Below are 20,259 nucleotides of genomic sequence, written 5' to 3' on the forward strand. Positions count from 1 at the left end.
CTCGTGCGCGGGCCACCCACGGCCACTCCGGCGCCGGTTCGGGGCGCGAGCACCGGGTCTTCCCCGTGGTAGTTCGTCTACCTCGACACTAGGGCGAACGGGTTGTTCACGGTCATGTGTTCGCCGCTGAACAAAGTTCTCTGAACAATGACGGGATGCCGAGACGGGAACGCCCTCTCGAGGAGGGCGAGAGCGGTGTCCTGCGGTTCGCGGCGGAACTGCGCCGGCTGCGGGAGCGGGCGGGCAGCCCCACCTACCGGGAGCTGAGCCGGCGGGCGCACTACTCGGCCGCGGCGTTGTCGGAGGCGGCGGGCGGGCGGAAGTTGCCGAGTCTCGCGGTGACCAAGGCGTACGCCAAGGCCTGCGACGCCGATCCGGAGGAATGGGCGCGGCGGTGGCGGGCCGTGGTCGAGTCCGAACCGCATGCGGCGCACGACAGTCCGTACGTCGGGCTCGCGATGTTCCAGCCAGACGACGCGCCGAAGTTCTTCGGGCGGGAGCGGTTGACGGCCGAGCTGCTCGCCACCAGGAAGCGGTTCACCGGCGTGTTCGGGCCGTCCGGGGTGGGGAAGTCGTCGTTGCTGCGGGCCGGTCTCATCGCCCGCACCCGTGAACCCGTCCTGCTCTTCACACCTGGCGCGAATCCCGTGGAGGAGTGCGCGCTCGCGCTCGCCCGGCTCACCGGCGGGGAGGCGGTCGAACTCGCCGACGAACTCGAAGACCCTCGGCAACTCCAGCACCGCCACGGGCACCTCGTGGTCGTCGACCAGTTCGAAGAGCTGTTCACGTTGTGCCGCAACGAAGAGCTCCGCCAGTGGCTGATCACGGCGCTCACCGGCTGCCGGAAAGTGGTGATCGGCATCCGGGCCGACTACTACGGCCACTGCGCGCAGTACCCCGAGCTGGTCGAGGCGCTCGAAGGCTCCCAGCTCCTGCTCGGCCCGATGACGCCGGACGAGCTCCGCCTCGCGATCACCGAACCCGCCGCGGTCGTGGGAGCCAAGGTCGAAACGGCGTTGCTGGCGAGGCTCATGGCCGATGCGGTCGGGCAGGCGGCCGTGCTGCCGTTGTTGTCGCACGCGCTCGCGCAAACCTGGCAGCACCGGCGCGGCATGACGCTGACGCTCGCCGGTTACGAGGAGGTCGGCGGCCTCGAGCACGCCGTCGCCCGCACCGCGCAGGAGGTCTTCGACGAGCTCTCCCCGGCGGGGCGGGAGCAGGCGAAACGGATCCTGCTGCGGCTCGTCACCGCGGAGAACACGAAACGCCGCGCGCACCAGGCCGAGCTCGAAGCCGACGACGAGGTGCTCTTCGCGCTGGCGGCGGCGCGGCTCGTGGTGATCGACCGCGACGGCGTCGAACTGGCGCACGAGGCGTTGATCCGCGGCTGGCCCACGTTCCAGGGCTGGGTGGAGGAAGATCGCGAGAACATCAAGGCACAGCGCGAACTCACGCTCGCCACGCAGACCTGGGAGTCGCTCGACCGCGACGCGGGCGCGCTGTTGCGGGGACGACGCCTGGCGAACGTTCCCGAGGGACTTTCCCTCAACGCCGGGGAACGCGCCTTCCTCGCCGCGAGCCTGGCCGCGGAACAGGAGGTCTCGGCGAGTGCCCGAAGACGCACCCGCCGCCAACGCCAGCTGCTCGCCGCGCTCGCGGCACTCGTGGTCGTCGCCGCCAGTTCGACCGTTTTCGCCCTGCAGGCAGGCAAAGCCGCCGACGAACAACGTGCCAACGCCGCCGTGCTGAGAGCGGTGGGCGAGGCCGCCGCGCTGCGCTCCACGAACCCCGCCCTGGCCCAGCAGGTCGCGCTCGCCGCCTATCAGCTCGTGCCGTTACCCCAGGCGCGCAACGGTTTGCGGCAGGAGGACGTGCCCTCCCAGGTGCTGCGCGAGGCCCAGTCCGAGGTCACCGCGCTCGTGGTCGGGCCGACCCTGCAGCAGATCGCGACCGGGCACCGCGACGGCACGGTCGTGCTGACGGGCCTGGCCGACCTGCCGGCACCGCGTGCCTCCTATGACGCCACCAGGCATTCCGGTGCCGTCACCGCTCTCGCGATGGACTCGACCGGCGGCCTGGTCGCCTCCGCCGGCGACGACGGCACCGTGCACGTCGTCGACGTCTCGCTCGGCAAACCACGCGAACTGGCCGTGCTTCCCGTGCGCGCCATCGCGATCGCCTGGCAGGGCACCACTCTCGTCACCACCGACGACGCCGGCACCTTGAGCTTCTGGACGGACCTGCGCGGCGAACGCCCGAGGCTCCTGACCACCGCCCAGCTCGGCCTGGGGCCGCTGGCGGGGCTGTCGTTCCGCCCGGACGGCCAGGTCCTGGCCGCCGTCACCACCGGCCGCGCCGTGCACCTGGTCGACGTCACCGACCCGCGCGACGTCAAGCTCCTGTCGCTGACCAGGGAGTTCGCCGGCACCGCCCAGTTCGCCGGTGCCGGGGACCTGATGACCGCCGCCCGCACGGCCGTGCACCTCTGGGACACCACCGACCCGCGCGCCCCGGTCCTGCGCGCCAGGATCCCCTCCGGCGGCGGCGAGGTCACCTCGGCCTGGCTCGGCGCGGGTCACGTCGCGATCGCCACCGACGACGGGCTGGTGCGGCTCTGGCGGCTCGGTGCCGGCGAACCCGTGGAGCAGGCCCTGCTGCGCGGGCACGCCGGACCGGTCACCGCGGTCGGCCTGACGCCCCAGGGCGACGAGGTCGTGACGGGCGGTGCGGACCGGGCGGTGCGGCTGTGGAACGCGGACCCGCGTGACCCGGCGGTCAGGATCTGCGAGCAGGCCATTCCGCGGATGAGCCGCGAGGAGTGGCGGCAGTACTTCGGCGATCTCGACTTCACCCCGCCGTGCCGCGACTGAAAGTCCCAGCACCGGGCGGGTGGAACGATCACGAAGCGCACGTCAGGACGATGAGCGGTTAGCAGGCCGTTAGACGGAGGACGAACCTCTGGTGGACAATCCCGCCAGGAGGCGGCATGCCAAGAGGGGAACGTCCGCTGGGGCCGGAGGACACCGCGTTGCTGCGGTTCGCCGGTGACCTGCGCAGACTGCGTGACCAGGCAGGCAAACCGAGCTACCGCGAGCTGGCCCGGCGAGCGAACTACTCGCCGACCGCGTTGTCCGACGCGGCCGGTGGGCGCAAGCTGCCGTCGCTCGCGCTGACGCTCGCGTTCGTGCGTGCCTGTGAGGCCGATCCCGCCTCCTGGACCAGGCGCTGGCGTGAGCTGGCCGCCGAGCACACGCAGCCGTTGCACCCGAACACGCCGTACCCCGGCCTCGCCCCGTTCACCGAGGACGACGCGAAGCGGTACTTCGGGCGTGAGTGCCTCGTGGAGCAGGTCGTCGAGTCGGTCAAGGCCAAGCCCCTCACCGTCGTCTTCGGCGCCTCCGGATCCGGCAGGACGTCGCTGCTGCGGGCCGGTCTGCACCCCGCTCTGGACGACGCCGTGGTGATCACGCCGGGACAGGACCCGATCCAGGACCTGGCCGCCGCCCTCGCCGACGTCTTCGAGAACACCACCGCGGACCGCCTGGCCGAGGAGTTCCGGGAGGACCCCGACCACCTGCGGCTGCGGATCCGCCAGCACCGCCCCGGCCTCGTGCTGCTCGTCGACGACTTCGAGAAGGCACTGGACGCCGAGGACTTCGTCGCCGCCGTCACCCGCTGCCCCCACGTCGTGCTCTCCGTGCGCGCCGACCACGAGCAGCGCTGGCGCGAGAAGGGCATCAGCGGCACCGAGATCGTCATCGAGCCGATGAGCGCGGACCAGTTGCGCCGAGCCATCACCGAACCCGCCGCCAAGATCGGCGCCACCGTCGAGACCGCGGTCATCGCACGGCTGGTGGCCGACGCCGCGAACCAGCACGCGCTGCCGCTGGTGCAGCAGGCGTTGCTCGAGACGTGGCGGCGCAAGCGCGGCATGACGTTGTCGCTCGCGGGCTTCGAGGAGTCCGGCGGCATCGAACACGTCGCCGCGCAGGCCGCCGAGACGTTCTTCACCGGCCTCGCCGAGGACGACCAGCGAGCGGCCAGGCAGATCTTCCTGAGACTCGTCTCCGTGCAGCGCAACGGGGTCGCGCACCGCCGCGCCCGCAGGCTGGACATCGGCACGCGCCTGCTGGACCTCCTCGCGAAGGCCAGGCTCGTGACGCTCACCGAGGACGGCGTCGAGCTGACCCACGACGCCGTGCTGCGCTGGCCCAGGCTCGCCGGGTGGATCGACGAGGACCGCGAGAACCTCAGGACGCACCAGCAGCTCGTCACCGCGATCGAGCTGTGGGAGGCGAGCGACCGCGATCCACTGGCGCTCTACCGAGGTCCGCGGCTGCGCAAGGCCAAGGAGCTCGGCGAGTTCTTGACGGTGCAGGAGCGCCAGTTCGTCGACAGGAGCATCAAGCGGGAAACACGCCGTTCGACGGCGTTGATCGCGGTCGTGGCGGTGCTGCTCGCGCTGGTGCCCGGCACCGTCGTCTACGCGCTCGCGAACGAACGCAAGATCACCGAGATGAACGACCGCGAACTCGGCGGCAAGGCGCTGTCGCAGTCCGAGGCGTTGCTGGAGCAGCGTCGGCCGTACGCGGACAAGTTCGCGCTGGTCGGCTACGAGGTCAGCCCGTCGGCCGAGGCCGAGAAGGTGCTGCGGCTCGCGAGCGCCGTCGCGCGCGGCATCCCGTTCACCGGCACGCCCAAGGACGACGCGGACGTGGTCGTCGCCCCGCGCGGGGAGATGGCCGCGGTGACCGACGAGGACGGCACCGACCGGATGTGGAGCATCGACGAGGACAAGGCGGTGCCGGGCAAGAAGTTCGCCGACCGCCACCGGGTCGTCAAGCTCGCCGAACGCCGTGCCGTCACGAAGGACTTCACCGGCCAGGAACACCTGTGGGCCGTCAACGACGCGGGCGAGATCACCTATCTCACGGCGCTGCCCAGGCGGTTCCGCACGCTCGACCTGAGCCCGGACGGCTCGCGGATCGTCGGCAAGGTCGGCGACGCGGTCGAGGTCGGGCTCCCGACACCGGACGAGTCCGAGCACGCGGAGCTCTACGACCTGAGCGACCCGCGCAACCCCCGCAAGCTGCCGATGCCGGTGCGCGATCCCGAGACCGTGGCGCTGAGCCAGGACGGCCGTGAGCTCGCGACCGGCCTCTGGGACCCGGCCACCGGCACCACGACCATCGAGTTCTGGAGCATCGGCGGCACCGTCGAGTCCGCGGGACCGCCGTTGTCCCAGCACGTCTACGTCCGCGGCATCACCTACAGCGGCGACGGGCGCTGGCTCGCCGTCGAGCACTCGTCACCCGAGTCGGTCGTCGAGGTGTGGCAGCGCGTGCCGAGCGGAACGCCCGTGCTGCGCGCACGGCTCGACACCGCGTTGCGTGCCGGAGCCCGTGTCACGTTCTCCGATGACGGTCGCGTGGCCGTCGTGCGCGACAACATCTTCGAGGTGCACCAGCTCTACCCGAACGACCGTGCGGCGGACCGGCTCGCCTACGTCGTCGGGCACGGCAGCTCGACGCGCGCGGTGTACCGGCCGCAGAACCGCGACTTCCTCGTCCGCAGCGGAGGTCAGGATCCCGAGCTGCTGCCGTACGACCTCGACACCGGTTCGATCATCAAGCGGATGTGTGAAAAAGACGGCGCACGGCTCACGGACTCCGAATGGGTTAAGAGCTTCGGCGAAGTGGAGCGCGTAGAGGTCTGCTGAACCGCCGCGATGTGTGGGAAACAACCCGGAGTTGAGCAACCACGCATTGTGAAGCAGAGATCCACTCTCTAGGGTGACCGAGTGCGTGCGTTCACAAGGGGACTACTCGGCATTGCCGGGTTCCTCGCGCTCTGGGAGCTCTTAGGACGCTCTCCCCTTCTACCTGCGGACGCGCTTCCGCCACCGTCCGTCGTGTTCGGTGAGCTCGTCACGCAGTTGACCTCGCCTGCGTTCATCAGTCATGTCGTGGCAACGGTCTTGGCGGTGCTGATCGCGATCGTGATCGCCATCGCCATCGCGGTGCCGAGTGGACTGGTGCTCGGCAGCGTCCCCGCGGTGCGTCACGCGACTCGGGCGATCATCGAGTTCCTGCGCCCGATCCCTTCTGTGGCACTGATTCCGCTCGCTCTGGTGATGCTGGGGTTCGGCCCGGAAACGAAGATCACGCTCGCGGTCTACGCCGCGCTGTGGCCGATCTTGTTCAACACCATCTACGCGCTCGACGAACTGGACCCGTTGCTCGTTGAGACGTCACGGGTTTTCGGCACCGGACGTGTCGGCGTGCTGTTCCGCGTGGCTTTGCCGAGCGCGCTGCCCTTCGTCCTCACCGGAATCAGGCTCGCGGCCACCACGGCACTGATCGTGATGGTGAGCGTCGAGCTCATGGCAGGCAGCCAGGTCGGCCTGGGCTACTTCATCATGGAGGCCCGCAGCGGACCCGGCCGAATGGACCAGGTGCTGGTCGGCACCGTGGTCGCGGGCACGATCGGTGTCCTGCTGAACAGCGGTCTCGAGCGCGTCCGCCGGCGTTGGGTGGCCTGGTGAACAAGTTTCTTCAACGGTGGACCGTTTTCGCCGGTCTCATCGTCGTGTGGCAGTTGCTCGGCATGCTCGCCGAGGACCCGTTCTTCCCCCCGCCCTCCGACATCGTGACGGCGGCGTGGGAGTGGTGGGTGCTGGAGCCGCAGAACGTCACCGAGCACGTCCTGCCGTCGATCGGCAGGCTGCTGTCGGGCTGGGCGATCGCCTCGGTGATCGGTGTGGCGCTGGGGCTGCTGCTCGGCCGTTCCGACCGGGCGATGGAGTACGCGGGACCGCTGCTGGTGTTCCTGCGCTCGATCCCGCCGCCCGCGCTGGTGCCGGTGTTCCTGCTGCTGTTCCGCGGCGACACGACGATGCAGCTCGCGACGATCGTGTTCGGCGTCATCTGGCCGGTGCTGCTCAACAGCGTCGACGGTGCCCGTTCCGTCGACGTGACCAAAGTGGACACTTCCGCGGTTTTCCAGATCCCGCGCCATCAATGGATTCTGGGCGTCGTGCTGCCCGCCGCCTCCCCGAAGATCTTCGCGGGGCTGCGGGTGTCGCTCTCCTTGTCACTGGTGCTGATGGTCATCTCCGAGCTCGTGGGCACGGACAACGGCATCGGTTCGCAACTCATGCAGGCACAGCGCGAGTTCGACTACACGCGCATGTGGGCCGGCATCGTCCTGTTGGGCGTGCTGGGCTACGGACTCAACACCGCACTTTTGGCGGTAGAACGCAGGGCTTTGGCGTGGCAACCGAGGAGTCGGGATGAGCAACATGCTTGAGGTGGCGGACCTAGGCCACACCTACGGCGACTACGAGGCCATCGGCGGCCTTACGTTCACCGTGCGCGCCGGCGAACTGGTGTGCGTGGTCGGGCCATCCGGCTGCGGCAAGTCCACACTGCTGCGCACGATCTCGGGACTCATCACACCCTCCCGCGGTGACGTGTCCCTGAAGGGTTCCCACCTCGCGGTGGTGTTCCAGGACTACCAGCGCTCGCTGTTCCCCTGGCTTTCGGTGCAGGGCAACGTCGAGTTCCCGCTGCGCTCCCTGCCGCGTGCCGAGCGCCGCAAACGAGCGGCGGAAGCCCTGGAGTGGGTGGGTCTCGGCGCGGCCGCGAAGAAGCGGCCGTGGCAGCTTTCCGGTGGTATGCAACAACGTGTGGCGATCGCGCGCGCTCTGGCGTACCGGCCGGCGTTGTTGTTGATGGACGAGCCGTTCGCCTCGGTGGACGCGCAGACCCGGTTCGAACTGGAGGACCTGTTGCTTCGAGTGCGCCGTGAGCACGACACGACCGTTCTCGTGGTCACGCACGACATCGACGAGTCGGTGTACCTGGGAGACCGCATCCTGGTGCTGTCCGGCTCGCCCGCGAAGCTGGTGGCCGACCTGGAGGTGCCGCTTCCCGCGGAGCGCGACCAGGTGACCACGCGCACCGACGAGGCCTTCGTGGCGTTGCGCTCCAAGGTGGCGCGGCTGCTGAACGTCGGTGGCAAGCAGACCCTGGACGTCGAGAAGTGGGCTGCGGCGGAACGGGAATCGCTGAGCGAGACCGTGTCTTCCTGACAGACGTTCCAAAACAGCTTCAAGACAGCAGAGCCCCGGACCACCGCGGTCCGGGGCTCTGCTGCGTTCTCAGTGCCCACTGGAGGCTGTGAGCACTGTTGTGGCGAGACGGACGCCCGCGCTCGGGGGCAGAGCGCTGAGCGCCCGTCGTGAGGTTCCCCTTGCCCCGCAGGGCCAATCAGAAGACCTGAAGATCAGAAGTGGATGTCGAGGTCGGCGCCGTTGCCGATGCCGCCGTCGAGCACGTTGATGTCGCCGACGTGCACGTCACCGACGACCTGGCCGAGGTCGCTGTGGAGGTCGCCGACCTGGGCGACGTCCTGCACCACGTTGCCGGTGACGTCGCCGCTGATGTGGTCGGTCACGTCCAGGACGTCCTTGACGTCGACGTCCACCGCGCCGACGGTGTTCTTGACCAGCACGTCGGTGTCCACGACGTCCTTCACGAGCACGTCGGCGTCGAGGTCCTTGACGACCACGTCGGTCACACCGTGCACGGCGGAGACGTCGGCGACGTCGGTCACCGTGGTGACGACCTCGTTGGCGTGCACCAGGTCCAGCGTGTTCGTCACGTCGCTGACGCCACCGAAGTCGGTGACCAGCGCGGTGATCGCGGAGGGGGCGGCCACGTCGGCGATGCCCGTGACGCCCTCGAGGTTGCCGGTGATCAGCTTGAGGCTGTCCACGGCGGTCAGGTCGCCCGCCTCGACCAGGACCTTGTCGATCGCGTCGACCTGCACGACGGACGCGCTGTCGAGCACCAGCGGGAGGATCTCGTGGACGTCGACCGGGGAGATGTCGCCCAGACCCGCGGCCTCGAGGGTGCCTTCCGGGTCGAGCTGGAACGCCTCACGGGCGTCCAGGTCGCCGAGGAGGGTGAGGGTGAAGTCGTGCAGCGTGGTCTGGGTGGCCATGGAACTCGAGCTCCCTGTGGGGTGGATCGGGGGATGTCGTGTTGAACCGTATGGATGAACGACATCCCCCGGCATCGGGAGTTGGCCCCAGATTGTGACGTACTGAGATCCCTAGGGGGAGGGTGTCACCCGTTAGGGGGCCGGGGATTTCACCCTTGAGGGTCGACTTTTCGCCATCAGGGTCCGACGTAGTTCTCCGCGAAGGTGGCGCGGTAGGCGGGGGACTCGGCCAGGTGCTCCAGCCGTGCCTGCGCCAACCGTCCGAAGAACGGGGAGCTGACGTCGGTGTGGATCATGTTGACCATCCACTGTGAAAATTCCTGTGCCCGCCAGACGCGGCGCAGGCAGTCCTCCGAGTAGGTCTTGAGACCGGTCTCGGATCCGGTGCCGTAGAAGTCGATAAGCGCACGTCCGAGCGTTGCGGCGTCGTTCATGGCGAGGTTCATGCCCTTGGCGCCGACCGGGGTGATGATGTGTGCTGCGTCACCCAGCAGGAAGAGCCGGCCGTACGACATCGGCTCCACCACGTGGCTGCGCATGTCGAGAACGCGCTTCTCGATGATCTTTCCCTCGGTCAGTCCCCACGACGAGTCGTGCAGTGCGAAACGTTTGTGCAACGCTTCCCAGACCTGTTCGTCGGACCAATCAGAGGCCTTTGTTCCGACCGGCACCTGCAAATAGAATCGGGATATCGACGGCGACCGCAACATATGCCCGGCGAATCCATCTTCGTGCAGCGCGTAAATGATGGCTTTAGTCGACGGAGGGGCTTCCGCGAGAATGGCCAGCCACTCGATCCCGTGCTGATGCGTGAACTCCGTCAGCACCCCTTCGGGAATGGACGGCCGGCTCACGCCATGAAATCCGTCACAGCCTGCCACAAAATCGCTCGTGATGGTCTCGCGGGTGCCGTCTTCGCTGGTGAAGGCCACTGAGGGGGACGAGGACGTCAGGTCGTGCAACTCCACGTCGCTGACCGAGAACCGGATGTCCCCACCCGTGTCCAGAAATCCCCCGATGAGGTCCTTGACGACTTCCTGCTGGGGGTAGACGTAGTGTTCGCGGCCACCGTAGAGGTCGCTGTAGGACACCTGGAACGCCTGGCCGCTCACGCGGAATTCACACGTACCGTGACGGTCTGCTTCCATCAGCAAACGATCTGCCAGTCCGAGTGACTCCAACATGGTTACAGAGCGGTGCTCCAAGACTCCCGCGCGTGCCCGGGTTTCCACATGGGTTCGACTAGCTTTTTCGAGCACCACGCAGTCGATACCTGACTGCTGGATCAAGTTTGCCAAGGTCAGACCGGCCGGCCCTGCGCCGACAACGGTCACGGAGCGCTTCAACTGGGGTTCTCCTAGCCCTAGACCTGCTGTGCTTAGATGCTCACCGCAGGTAGTTGACTGGAACCTGCTCGTGTCGGTCAACTGGGGTCTTTTGGAGCAGCGTCATTACTCTGAGTGGTTGACCGTCGCGATCCTTCCCCGCAACGACGACACCGCTCCGACAGGAGAGTGCTCCCGATGACTCGAAGAGTCCGCCGTATGGCCGTCCGTGGCATCGCCCTTGCCACGCTGCTCGCCACCGTGGCGAGCTGTGGACTGCTCGGCGGCAAAGAGCAGGCGCCCGCGTCCAGTGCGAACAGCAGTGGTCCGGTCGAGAAGCCCAAGATCACCCTGGGGTTGATCCCGGTTCTCGACGTGGCGTCTGTCCACGTAGCGATCAAGAAGGGCTACTTCAAGGCTGAAGGCCTCGAGGTCGAGGTCAAGACCATCCAGGGTGGTGCTCAGGCGATCCCCGGCCTGATCAACAAAGAGCTCGACATGACGTTCGGCAACTGGGTCTCGTTCTTCGCCGCCCAGTCGAAGGACGCGGCCAAGGCGGTCGACGGCATCAAGCTCATCGCCGACGGCTACCAGGCGAAACCCGACATGTTCCTGATCTTGGCGGCCGGTGACTCGGCCATCAAGACTCCGGCCGACCTCGCGGGCAAGACCATCGCGATCAACACGTTCAAGAACATCGCGGAGCTCACCGCGAAGGCCACGCTCGAGGCCGCGAACGTGGACGTGAACTCGGTCAAGTTCAAGGAGATGCCGTTCCCGGACATGCAGGCGGCTGTCCAGAACAAGACCGTCGACGCGGCCTTCATGGTCGAGCCGTTCATCACCCGCGCTCAGCGCGCCGCCGGTCAGATCAAGGTGCTGGACGCCGCGTCCGGCCCGACGGACAACATCCCGATCGCGGGCTACGCGACCAGTGGTGAGTTCGCCAAGAACAACCCCAAGACCATCGCCGCCTTCCAGCGCGCCATGGCCAAGGGTCAGGCCGACGCGACCGACCGTCCCACGGTCGAGCCGCTGCTGGTCGAGTACGCCAAGGTCGACAAGGAAACCGCGGGTCTCGTGCACTTCGGCGCCTTCCCGACCACGCTCGACGCGACGCGCCTGCAGCGGGTCGTCCAGCTGATGCAGCGGTACCAGATGCTGGACAAGGAGCTCGACGTCAAGCCGATGCTCATCCAGCCCTCCGGTAGTTGACGAACAGCGCGGGTGGCTGTGATCAGGCCGTGATCACGGTCACCCGCGCGAACGTTTCCACCAGATGAATTATCGCTTAGGGGCCGTTTAGTCGCCCAGTTCAAGTTGTTGATTCTCGAACCAGCTGTTTTGTCGTCCGAACGGCGGTATGAGAACAGCGTGTTTTACTCCAAGATCCACCAGGTTTGCTGCTATTAAACGGGGCGGGGAGTGTTGACGGTGCGCGGTCGTGAGGACCAGCGAGGCATCGACCGGTTCCGCCTACGCAACTGGCGGTTGCGGAGCAAGCTCGCGGTGGTGTTGCTAGTTCCAGCCCTGACTACCGCGACTCTCGCGGGTCTGAGGCTCAACACCCAGCTCGACGACGTCGAACTCTTCGGCAGCGTCCAGCGCGAGCTAGCCGTGAGCCACCAGGCCGCGAAGGTGGAAAACGCTCTACAGGTCGAACGTGACTGGGCAGTGCAGTGTGTGGCCGCAGGCAGGCAGAACGCGTGTCCCGAACACGCCGCCCGCACCGGTCTCACCGATGTGGAATTGAGCAAGTACAAGGATTCAGGCGCGACGGCCACGGCCTTGAGCGCGCCCCTGCAGGAGTCGTTCACCAAGTCGGTGCAGTCCCTCGAGGGACTGGGCAGCCTGCGCGTGACGTTGCTGAGCACCAAGTACCCCGACGTCGCCGTGATCAGCGCGTACAACCAGATCATCGCCTCGCTGAGCCAGGTGCACCGTGCCGCGGTGTCGAGCCTCAGCGAGCCGGAGATCGTTCCGCTGGTCACCGCCGCTCAGGCGCTCTACACGGCGCAGGAGCAGCTCGGCCAGCAGAACTCGTTGCTGACGTCCACCGCGCTGCGCAAGGGTTTCGCGCCCGGCGCCGCGGACGAACTGCGGTCCGCGCAGTCCCGGCTGGACGCGGCGTTCAACGAGTTCAACAACGTGGCGTCGGCCGGCAACCAGCAGAAGTTCCAGGACGTCGTCTCCGGTTCGGCCGTGGACGGTCGCAACCGGCTGGTGCGGCTCGCGCTCGCGCAGGACGCCGAAGGCAAGCCCGTGTCCATCACGGACGCCGAGGTGCTCAAGATCGGCCAGGACACCGCGAACCTGGTTCGCGAGGTCGCGACCGAGCTGGAGAGCCAGGCCGACGCGACGACCACGCGCCTTGCCGACGAGGCACGGGGTTCCGCGTGGCGTGACGCCGGACTGGTCGCCATCTCGCTGCTGATCGCGTTCGGTTTGATGGCGATGGTCGCGCAGTCGATGCTGCGGCCACTGCGAGTGCTGCGTCGCAGCGCGCTGGATGTGGCACGCAACCAGCTGCCCGACGCGATTCGCCGCATTCGTTCGCACCGCGACCCCGAACGGGCCGCGGAAGAGGCGATCGTCCCGGTGCCGCTCAACACGACCGAAGAGGTCGGCCAGGTGGCACGGGCGTTCGACCTAGTGCAGCGCGAAGCCGTCCGCCTCGCCGTCGAGCAGGTGGCACTGCGCGCGAACGTCAACGACATGTTCATCAACCTGTCGCGGCGCTCGCAGGCGTTGGTGGAACGGCAGATCAGCGTGATCGACCGGCTCGAGCAGGACGAGCAGGACCCGGACCACCTGGCGTCGCTGTTCGAGCTCGACCACCTCGCGACGCAGATGCGGCGCAACAGCGAGAACCTGCTGGTGCTCTCCGGCACGACGGTCAACCGCCGCGTCACCCGCCCGGTCGCGATCGCCGAGGTGCTCGGCGCCGCGGTGTCCGAGGTGGAGAAGTACGCGCGCGTCCAGATCGCGCCGACGCCGGAGCTCATGGTGCAGGGCCGCGTGGTCAACGACCTCGCGCACCTCGTGGCAGAGCTGCTCGACAACGCGACGGCGTTCTCCAAGCCCACCACCAAGGTGACGGTGCGGACGATAGAGACCCGCAAGGGCGAGGTCGCCATCCGCATCCACGACCGCGGTGTCGGCATGCAGGAGAGCGACGTCGTCGAGTTCAACGCGAAGCTCGCCGATCCGCCGGAGGTCGACGTCTCGGTCGCCCGGGAGATGGGCCTGTACGTGGTCGGCCAGCTCGCGAAGCGCCACGAGATCCGCGTGACGCTCGGGAACAACGACGACATAGAGGGTGGCGTCACCGCCCAGGTGATCCTGCCGATCTCGTTGCTGCACAAGGGAGCCGCGCCGGCGCTGCCGTTGCCGGCCGCACCGCAGATGGCCGCGATCGAGTCCACCTCCGCCGGCGAGGGCCTGTCCGGTGTGCCGAAGTGGACGCCGGAGCACCCGGTCGTCGTGCCGGGGTCCGCCGTCGAGGACGAGAACTCCGGCCGGCACCGCATCGAGCAGACGTCCGCGGACGGCCTGTTCACCGCGCGGATCGAGGCGGACGAAGAGGCGGCAGAGGCCGGGTACTCCTACGAGCCGCCGGTCGAACGTCCGGCAGAGCCCGCCACGGAGATCTTCCCCGCGATCGTCGACGAGCCGTTGATCTCGCACGACGACCTGTCGAGGTGGTTCCAGACCCCCTCTGCGCCCGAACCCTCTACAAAGGACGTTCCGTCAGCGGAGCCGGAACGTGCCGAGCTCGTCGAAGCTGAGCACGACGCGGAGCCCTCCACCGTGAACGGCCTGCCCAAGCGGCAGCGTGCGGCGGCGGACACCGTGAAGATCGAGGCACCTACGGCGGTGCCGCGCGCGGTCGCCGACTACGCCGACTCCGACTGGGGCGCGGCGGACGAAGGCTGGAAGGCCGCGGGCGCGCTCGGCAACGGTGGTACGGCGCAGACGACGGAGAACGGTCTGCCCAAGCGCGTCCCCCAGGCGCGCCTGGTCCCCGGTTCGCTGCCGAAGCCGTCGTCCCCGGCACCCCAGCTGGCGGGCGCCGCCGCCATCCCCGGCCGGTCCGCCGACCGGTTGCGTCAGCGGTTCGCCACGTACCAGAAGGGTGTCCAGATGGGCCGTGAGTCGCTCTTCGACTCGGCCGTCGGAGGCATCCCCGTGATCGCAGAAAGGGAACGCCAGTGACCACCGCGACTGAGGAACTGGACAACTTCAGCTGGCTGGTCGAGGACTTCGTCAGCAGGGTGGCCGGTGTCGCACACGCGATCGTCGTCTCCGCCGACGGTCTGTTGCTCGCTTCGTCCGACCGTCTGCCGCACGACCGCGCGGAGCAGCTCGCCGCCGTCTCGTCCGGACTGGTCTCGCTGAACCTCGGCGCGGCGCGCTGCTTCGAGGCCGGTGAGGTCAAACAGACCGTCGTCGAGATGGAACGGGGCTATCTTTTCCTGATGTCCATCAGCGACGGGTCGTGCCTCGCCGTGCTCGCCGCACCCAACTGCGACATCGGCCTCATCGGTTACGCGATGACCCGGCTGGTGGAGCGGGTCGGTCTCCAGCTCACGCCGGAGATCCGCGCCCAGCTGCACGTTTCCATGAGAGCCTGAGTAGAGAGAAGTTCCCATGAGCAACGGTGCTCCGGGTCGTCCGGGGTCACCTGGGGCCGACCTGAACGTGGTGTCGTCGAAGATCGTCGTCGCGGGTGGGTTCGGTGTCGGCAAGACGACGTTCGTCGGGTCGGTCTCCGAGATCACCCCGCTGACGACCGAGGCCGTGATGACCCAGGCATCGGTAGGAGTCGACGATCTGTCGATGGTGCCGGACAAGGTGACCACCACGGTGGCCATGGACTTCGGCCGGGTGTCGCTGGACAAGGATCTGATCCTGTACCTGTTCGGCACGCCCGGTCAGCACCGGTTCTGGTTCATGTGGGACGACCTGGTCCGCGGCGCCATCGGTGCCGTGGTCATGGTCGACACCCGCAGGATCGACGAGGCGTTCGCGCCCATCGACTTCTTCGAGGACCGCGACCTGCCCTACGTGATCGCGGTGAACTGCTTCGACGGTCTGATGCACCACCGTGCGGAGGAGATCCGGGACGCGCTGACGATTCCGTCGTCGGTGCCGATAATTCCGTGCGACGCCCGCAATCGGCAGTCCACGAAGCAGATCCTGATCGCGCTGGTGGAGCACGCGCTGCGTCAGCCTTCGTTCGCTTAGACCCGCTTCCCGCGGTAACGGGGCCGGTGCCACGCGCACCGGCCCCGTTCGCGTTGCGCCTTCTGGTCCATCAGAGCCAGACGCGTGTGAACAGTTATTCGCCCGTTCGGCGGCGGCCGGTCCGGTGTGGAAGTTCGCGCGAAGTCCGGTCGTAGGGCCTGTTTCCCCTTGCCGTGCGGTAGTTTCGCGATCCGGGTCGTCCGATCACCTACGAACGCTCTTGACCGTGCCAGCGTCGGTTCACACTTGACTCTTCTTGTGCCCCAACGGCGCAGCGATACAGTCGGGGTGCAATTACCCTGCATTGCGAGGAGATTCCTGTGTCCCTGCGCAAAACAATTGCTGTGGTCGCCAGTGCTGCCGCCCTCTCGGTCGGTCTCATCGGCACCGCGGAAGCCGCGCCCCGTGAGATCACGTACAACTCGTCCGGCGCCGCCGAGTTCGTGGCGGCCGTCGACGCGGGCGCGAACGTGTGGAACACGCAGCTCCCGAACACCCTCAAGCTGAAGAAGGTCACCGGGGCCGCGAACATCACCATCGTCGCGGACAACGGCTGGCCCCGCGCCCAGACGACGAGCCTGGGCCGCGGCAAGGTGTGGATGGGCCGCCAGGCGGTCACCGAAGGCCACGACAAGGTCCGGATCGCCGCGCACGAGCTCGGCCACATCCTGGGTCTGCCGGACCGCCGGACGGGTCTGTGCACCGACCTGATGTCCGGTGCCAGCGCCGGCACGTCGTGCAAGAACCCCAACCCGAACGCCGCGGAGAAGGCGGAGGTCGTCCGGAACTTCGGCGGGTCCGCGACGGTTCAGGCGACGACGTTCGAGGACGCTGCCTAAGACGCACGTGGGTGGTTGTGGTCTCCCTGACGGCCACAACCACTCACAGCGAGACCACCAGATCCACGCCCAACGCCCGAAGCTCGTCCGGGTCGCCCGGCCCGCCGATCACGTGCACGCCGGCCGACCGCAACAACGGCACCATGAGCGCGAGCCCTTGCCGCGCAAGCCGTTCCGAGGGCGGCTTGGCCAGCCGGACGCCCCAGACCGGACTGCGGTCCACAGTGGACAGCCCGGCGAACCCGCCGCCGAACTCGTGCAGCAGCACGTGCACGCCCATGTCGTGCAGCACCTCGAGGTTCTCCTCGCCGTCCGGCATCGACCGGACGTCCAGCGCCAGGAACAGCGACGACGCCGGGAACGAGTTGCCCCGCAACGTGGACCGCACGTGCGCCGCGAGGTCCGGGTCCCTGGACTGGTCGCGGGACAACCGGATCAGCACCGGCTCGCCGCGCGAACACGCGTCCTGCAACACCATCCGCGCGAGTCGCGAGGCCAGGCCGAGAGCGTCCGCGTGGGCGACGACGTCGTCGTGCCGGGTGGCGCCCCACCGCAGCGTGGCCTCCACGAAGGCGAGTGGTCCCGAGACCCACGACACCGGCGCGTACTCCACGGAGATCTCGCCGTTCTCGAAGGCACCGGGCATCGCCGCGATCCGCGCGAACCGGGTGCGGTCGGCGGCGTCGGCCTCGTGGTCGTAGATCGCCCACTGCCTCTTGCCGCCGGCTTCCGCTCTGCGCAACGTCGAATGCGCGCGCCGCAGCACCGCCGTGGGATCCACGCCGGGGCCGGCGGTGTGCACGAAACCGATCGACGTCGACACCGCGACGCCGGCGCCCTGCAGGTACACCGGCTCGGACAGCTCCTCGTCGATCATCGCCGCCAGCGCCGCGACGTCGGGGGAGCCCTGGATCAGCACGACGAACTCGTCGCCGCCGACCCGCGCCACCACCGCGTCCGGCAGCACCACCCGCAACCGCCGCGCCACCTCGACCAGCACGGCGTCGCCCGCCACGTACCCCAGGCCGTCGTTGACGATCGTCAGGCTGTCGACGTCCAGGTAGCCCAGGGTGTGCGGCTCGCCGGTCGCGAGCGCGGACTCCAGCTTGTCGGTGAACGACGCCCGGTTCGGCAGTCCGGTCAACAGGTCCGTCAGCGACTGGTGCCGCAGCCATTCCTGGAGCATCCGCTGCTCGGTGACGTCCTCGATCAACGCCACGTGGAACTTCGGCAGCCCGTCCGACCCGCGCAGCACGGACAGCACGACGTTCGCCCACACCGTGTCGCCGTTGCCGCGGGCGAGTTCCCACTCCCGCCGGTCGGTGTCCACAGAGGACGCGAGCAGGCGCAGGCAGGCCGCAGCCAGTGCGGCCGCGTCCGGCTCGGCGAACAGTTCCTTGGGCATCTCCTCGTGCCCGAGGATGGCGGCCAGCGCCTCGTTCGCCTCCACGACCGCGCCGTCCAGGTCGAAGATCGCGATGCCCACCGCCGTCGTCGCGAAGACCTGCGCGAAACGGGCCTCGCTGTCGTGCAGGTCGCGCTGCGCGTCCTCGACGGCCTTCAGCAGAGCGTTCTTGACCAGCTCCTGCTCGGCGAACAACTGGTCGCGCGTCGCCCGCACGTATCCCGCCGCCAGTGCGCCGAGCACCTCGGGAGGGAACTCCGGCCCGAGCACCTCGAGCGTGCGGCGCAACGAGTCCGGTCCGGTGAAACGCTTGCGCACCAGCCATTCCCCGATGGCCACCGCCGCCTGCCCAGCACGCAGCCGGGCGGCGTGCTCCTCGAGGTGCTGCGTCAGCTTCCGCCGCGACATCGGCGAATACGCGCTCTCGATCAGAACAGCCGCCCAGCGCTGTGCGACGGGCGTGGTGGTCATCAGGGCTTGCGACCCACCGCGGCGTAGAGGTTGGCCCTGGACGGATCGTCGCCGACGTCCTCGGGCGTCTCCGGCCGCCACTGCGGCGTGAACACGATGCCGGGCTCCACGATCTCGGTGCCCGCCAGCATGTCCGTCACCTGGGTGCGGGTGCGCGGGGTGATCGGCTCCGCGGTCTTCGCGAAGATCTCCGCACCGGCCGCCATGGCCGCCGGCATGCTGTCCGCGGTGAAGTGCGACAGCGCCAGGTACGAACCGGACGAGAGCGATTCGACGTAGCGCGACAACACGCCCCAGGGGTCGTCCGAGTCGGGGATGAACTGCAGGACCCCCACGACCAGCAGACCGATCGGCTGCGAGAAGTCCAGGTGCTGCTGAGCCTGCGCCACGACCTTCTCCGGCTCGCGCAGATCGCCCAGCAGCGCGGTGACGTCCCGCTCGCCCGCCAGCATCAGTTCGGCGTGCGTGATCGCGACCGGTTCGAAGTCGACGTACACGACCTTCGAGTCCGGGGCGACCTCGTGCGCCACCTCGTGCACGTTGCCGACGGTCGGGATGCCCGAACCGAGGTCGAGGAACTGCCGGACGCCGAGTTCCGCGAGTTCCAGCACGACCCGGCGCAGATAGGCGCGGTTGCGCCGGGCCATGTCCCGCACCGGAAGAACCTTGATCAGCGCTTCCGCCGTGGCGCGGTCCGCTTCGAAGTTGTGTCCGCCGCCGAGCAGGTAGTCGTAGATCCGGGCGGAACTCGGAACCTCGACGTTGACGCCTTCCGGAACCCAGCTGACTCGATCGACCACAGCCACACCTCTCGCGATGCGAATTCTGAGCGTCGATAACCCTACTGGCCGCAGACGTAGGCCGAACGAGGGAATTCACCCATCACACGAATGGTGAGTCAGAGGATGAACCAATCGGTGCAGCCACTTGCGAAACGGAACTTCACCGGTCCTCGTGGCGCGACCCCCATGACGAACATCCCCAGTTCGTCGGCCACCGCTGTTTCGTGGTCGCCGTCCGGCGTCACCAGCGTGACCGGTCCGGTGGCCGGCATCAGCTGGCCGGTGATCCCCGCCGCCGACACCTCCACCTGCAGCATCACGCCGTCCGCGTCGAACACGAGTTGCCGCGCCGTCGACGTGGACCGCGCACGGGCGAACAGCGTGTCGTCCAGCACGGAGTCGTACGACGTGATGAGCAGCAGTTCCTCGTCGATGTTCCGCCAGGTGAACGCGGCCTTCGCGGCCTCCACGAACTCCGGCGGCACCTCATCCGAAGGTGTGCTCAACGCGTCGCGCAAGGCGTCGAGCAGTACTTCGTCACTGTCCCAGTCGTGCCGCACCCAGCACACCTCCTCTCTTCGCCGGCGCTCCCAGGAACGCTGAGAGCGCAGGGGTCTTGCGCAACTTCTCCAGGCAACGTATCCGCGTCGGGCCGATGCTGCCGACCGGCATCGCGAGCTCTTCGCTCACGACCTGGTAGCTCGGCGGCGGATCGGTCATCAGCTTCGTCAGCAACCGCTTGCACTGTTCCGTGAGCTCGGCGAACCCGTCGCGCAACGCCTGCCGCCGTTCCACCGCCAGCAGGTCCGACTCGACGTCCGCGTCCACCTGCTCCGACTCCAGCGCGTCGGACTCGGACAGCGGGTCGTAGAGGTGCGTCCGCTGCTGCACGCGCAGCACGCGCAGGCACTCGTTGCGGGTGGTCGTCATGATCCAGCCCGGCAGCGCCTCCGGTTCGCGCAGTCGTCCGATCTGCTCCACGAGCCGAAGCCACAGCGTCTGGTTCACGTCGGCCGCGTCCGAGGGCCGCAGCCGGTGCTTGTAGATCACCGACACCACCAGCGGCGTGTAGCGGTCCACGATCTCGTTCCACGCCGACTGGTCGCCCGCGGCCGCCGCGCTCACGAGCGCGGCGATCGGGGAGGCTGAGGTCACGTCGACTCCTTGCGGTCACAACTGGCGGA

16 protein-coding genes are annotated in these 20,259 nt (G+C 68.2%); 10 read left to right on the plus strand and 6 right to left on the minus strand.

Annotated elements, in window-relative coordinates:
- The first annotated feature begins 155 nt into the window (after positions 1-155).
- The 5 genes from ACH413_RS25215 to ACH413_RS25235 all read left to right on the plus strand — a co-directional run bounded on the left by ACH413_RS25215 (position 156) and on the right by ACH413_RS25235 (position 8,092).
- Entirely contained in the window at positions 156-2,870 is a 2,715-nt protein-coding gene (locus tag ACH413_RS25215) for a helix-turn-helix domain-containing protein (protein WP_360032434.1), read from the plus strand.
- A gap of 116 nt (positions 2,871-2,986) precedes the next feature.
- A complete protein-coding gene (locus ACH413_RS25220; RefSeq protein ID WP_360032431.1) occupies positions 2,987-5,719 on the plus strand; it encodes a helix-turn-helix domain-containing protein in 2,733 nt (910 codons plus the stop codon).
- An 81-nt stretch (positions 5,720-5,800) separates the two neighbouring features.
- Positions 5,801-6,544: an ABC transporter permease gene (locus ACH413_RS25225; protein ID WP_360032428.1), complete on the plus strand. Its 744-nt coding sequence runs from the start codon at positions 5,801-5,803 to the stop codon at positions 6,542-6,544.
- The gene (locus ACH413_RS25230) at positions 6,541-7,308 is read left to right on the plus strand and encodes an ABC transporter permease (RefSeq protein WP_360032425.1); all 768 of its coding nucleotides are present in this window, start codon (positions 6,541-6,543) and stop codon (positions 7,306-7,308) included. The genes ACH413_RS25225 and ACH413_RS25230 overlap by 4 nt, the downstream gene beginning before the upstream one ends.
- The gene (locus ACH413_RS25235; RefSeq protein WP_360032422.1) at positions 7,292-8,092 is read left to right on the plus strand and encodes an ABC transporter ATP-binding protein; all 801 of its coding nucleotides are present in this window, start codon (positions 7,292-7,294) and stop codon (positions 8,090-8,092) included. Before ACH413_RS25230 ends, ACH413_RS25235 begins: the two co-directional genes overlap by 17 nt.
- Before the next feature lie 194 nt (positions 8,093-8,286).
- Here the strand turns inward: ACH413_RS25235 and ACH413_RS25240 are convergent, their stop codons facing one another.
- Positions 8,287-9,006: an IniB N-terminal domain-containing protein gene (locus ACH413_RS25240; RefSeq protein ID WP_360032419.1), complete on the minus strand. Its 720-nt coding sequence runs from the start codon at positions 9,004-9,006 to the stop codon at positions 8,287-8,289.
- 176 nt (positions 9,007-9,182) lie between these two features.
- Positions 9,183-10,352 (minus strand): 4-hydroxybenzoate 3-monooxygenase, encoded by a 1,170-nt coding sequence (locus ACH413_RS25245; RefSeq protein WP_360032416.1) that lies wholly within the window; start codon positions 10,350-10,352, stop codon positions 9,183-9,185.
- 198 nt (positions 10,353-10,550) lie between these two features.
- On the opposite strand from ACH413_RS25245, the gene ACH413_RS25250 reads away from it, so the two are divergent.
- From ACH413_RS25250 to ACH413_RS25270, 5 genes are all read left to right on the plus strand, one after another.
- Entirely contained in the window at positions 10,551-11,546 is a 996-nt protein-coding gene (locus tag ACH413_RS25250) for an ABC transporter substrate-binding protein (RefSeq protein WP_396425168.1), read from the plus strand.
- A 219-nt stretch (positions 11,547-11,765) separates the two neighbouring features.
- Entirely contained in the window at positions 11,766-14,546 is a 2,781-nt protein-coding gene (locus ACH413_RS25255) for a nitrate- and nitrite sensing domain-containing protein (protein WP_360032410.1), read from the plus strand.
- Positions 14,543-14,965 (plus strand): roadblock/LC7 domain-containing protein, encoded by a 423-nt coding sequence (locus ACH413_RS25260; protein WP_030468876.1) that lies wholly within the window; start codon positions 14,543-14,545, stop codon positions 14,963-14,965. The genes ACH413_RS25255 and ACH413_RS25260 overlap by 4 nt, the downstream gene beginning before the upstream one ends.
- Before the next feature lie 16 nt (positions 14,966-14,981).
- Positions 14,982-15,578: an ATP/GTP-binding protein gene (locus tag ACH413_RS25265; RefSeq protein WP_360032407.1), complete on the plus strand. Its 597-nt coding sequence runs from the start codon at positions 14,982-14,984 to the stop codon at positions 15,576-15,578.
- Positions 15,579-15,898: 320 nt separating this feature from the next.
- Positions 15,899-16,417, plus strand: a complete 519-nt coding sequence (locus tag ACH413_RS25270; protein WP_360032404.1) for a snapalysin family zinc-dependent metalloprotease — start codon at positions 15,899-15,901, stop codon at positions 16,415-16,417.
- Between the two features lie 43 nt (positions 16,418-16,460).
- On the opposite strand, the gene ACH413_RS25275 is transcribed toward ACH413_RS25270, so the two are convergent.
- From ACH413_RS25275 to ACH413_RS25290, 4 genes are all read right to left on the minus strand, one after another.
- Positions 16,461-18,293 carry a diguanylate cyclase domain-containing protein gene (locus tag ACH413_RS25275; RefSeq protein ID WP_360032401.1) on the minus strand — a complete coding sequence of 611 codons (1,833 nt, stop codon included), beginning with the start codon at positions 18,291-18,293 and terminating at the stop codon, positions 16,461-16,463.
- Positions 18,293-19,093, minus strand: coding sequence for an SAM-dependent methyltransferase (locus ACH413_RS25280; protein ID WP_360032398.1), 801 nt, complete (start codon positions 19,091-19,093; stop codon positions 18,293-18,295). The genes ACH413_RS25275 and ACH413_RS25280 overlap by 1 nt, the downstream gene beginning before the upstream one ends.
- A gap of 98 nt (positions 19,094-19,191) precedes the next feature.
- Entirely contained in the window at positions 19,192-19,635 is a 444-nt protein-coding gene (locus ACH413_RS25285; protein WP_360032395.1) for a hypothetical protein, read from the minus strand.
- Entirely contained in the window at positions 19,613-20,230 is a 618-nt protein-coding gene (locus tag ACH413_RS25290) for a sigma-70 family RNA polymerase sigma factor (protein WP_360032393.1), read from the minus strand. Before ACH413_RS25290 ends, ACH413_RS25285 begins: the two co-directional genes overlap by 23 nt.
- Between the last annotated feature and the right edge of the window lie 29 nt (positions 20,231-20,259).

It is taken from the genome of Lentzea sp. NPDC020367, assembly GCF_044387305.1.
Classification (GTDB): Bacteria; Actinomycetota; Actinomycetes; order Mycobacteriales; family Pseudonocardiaceae; genus Lentzea.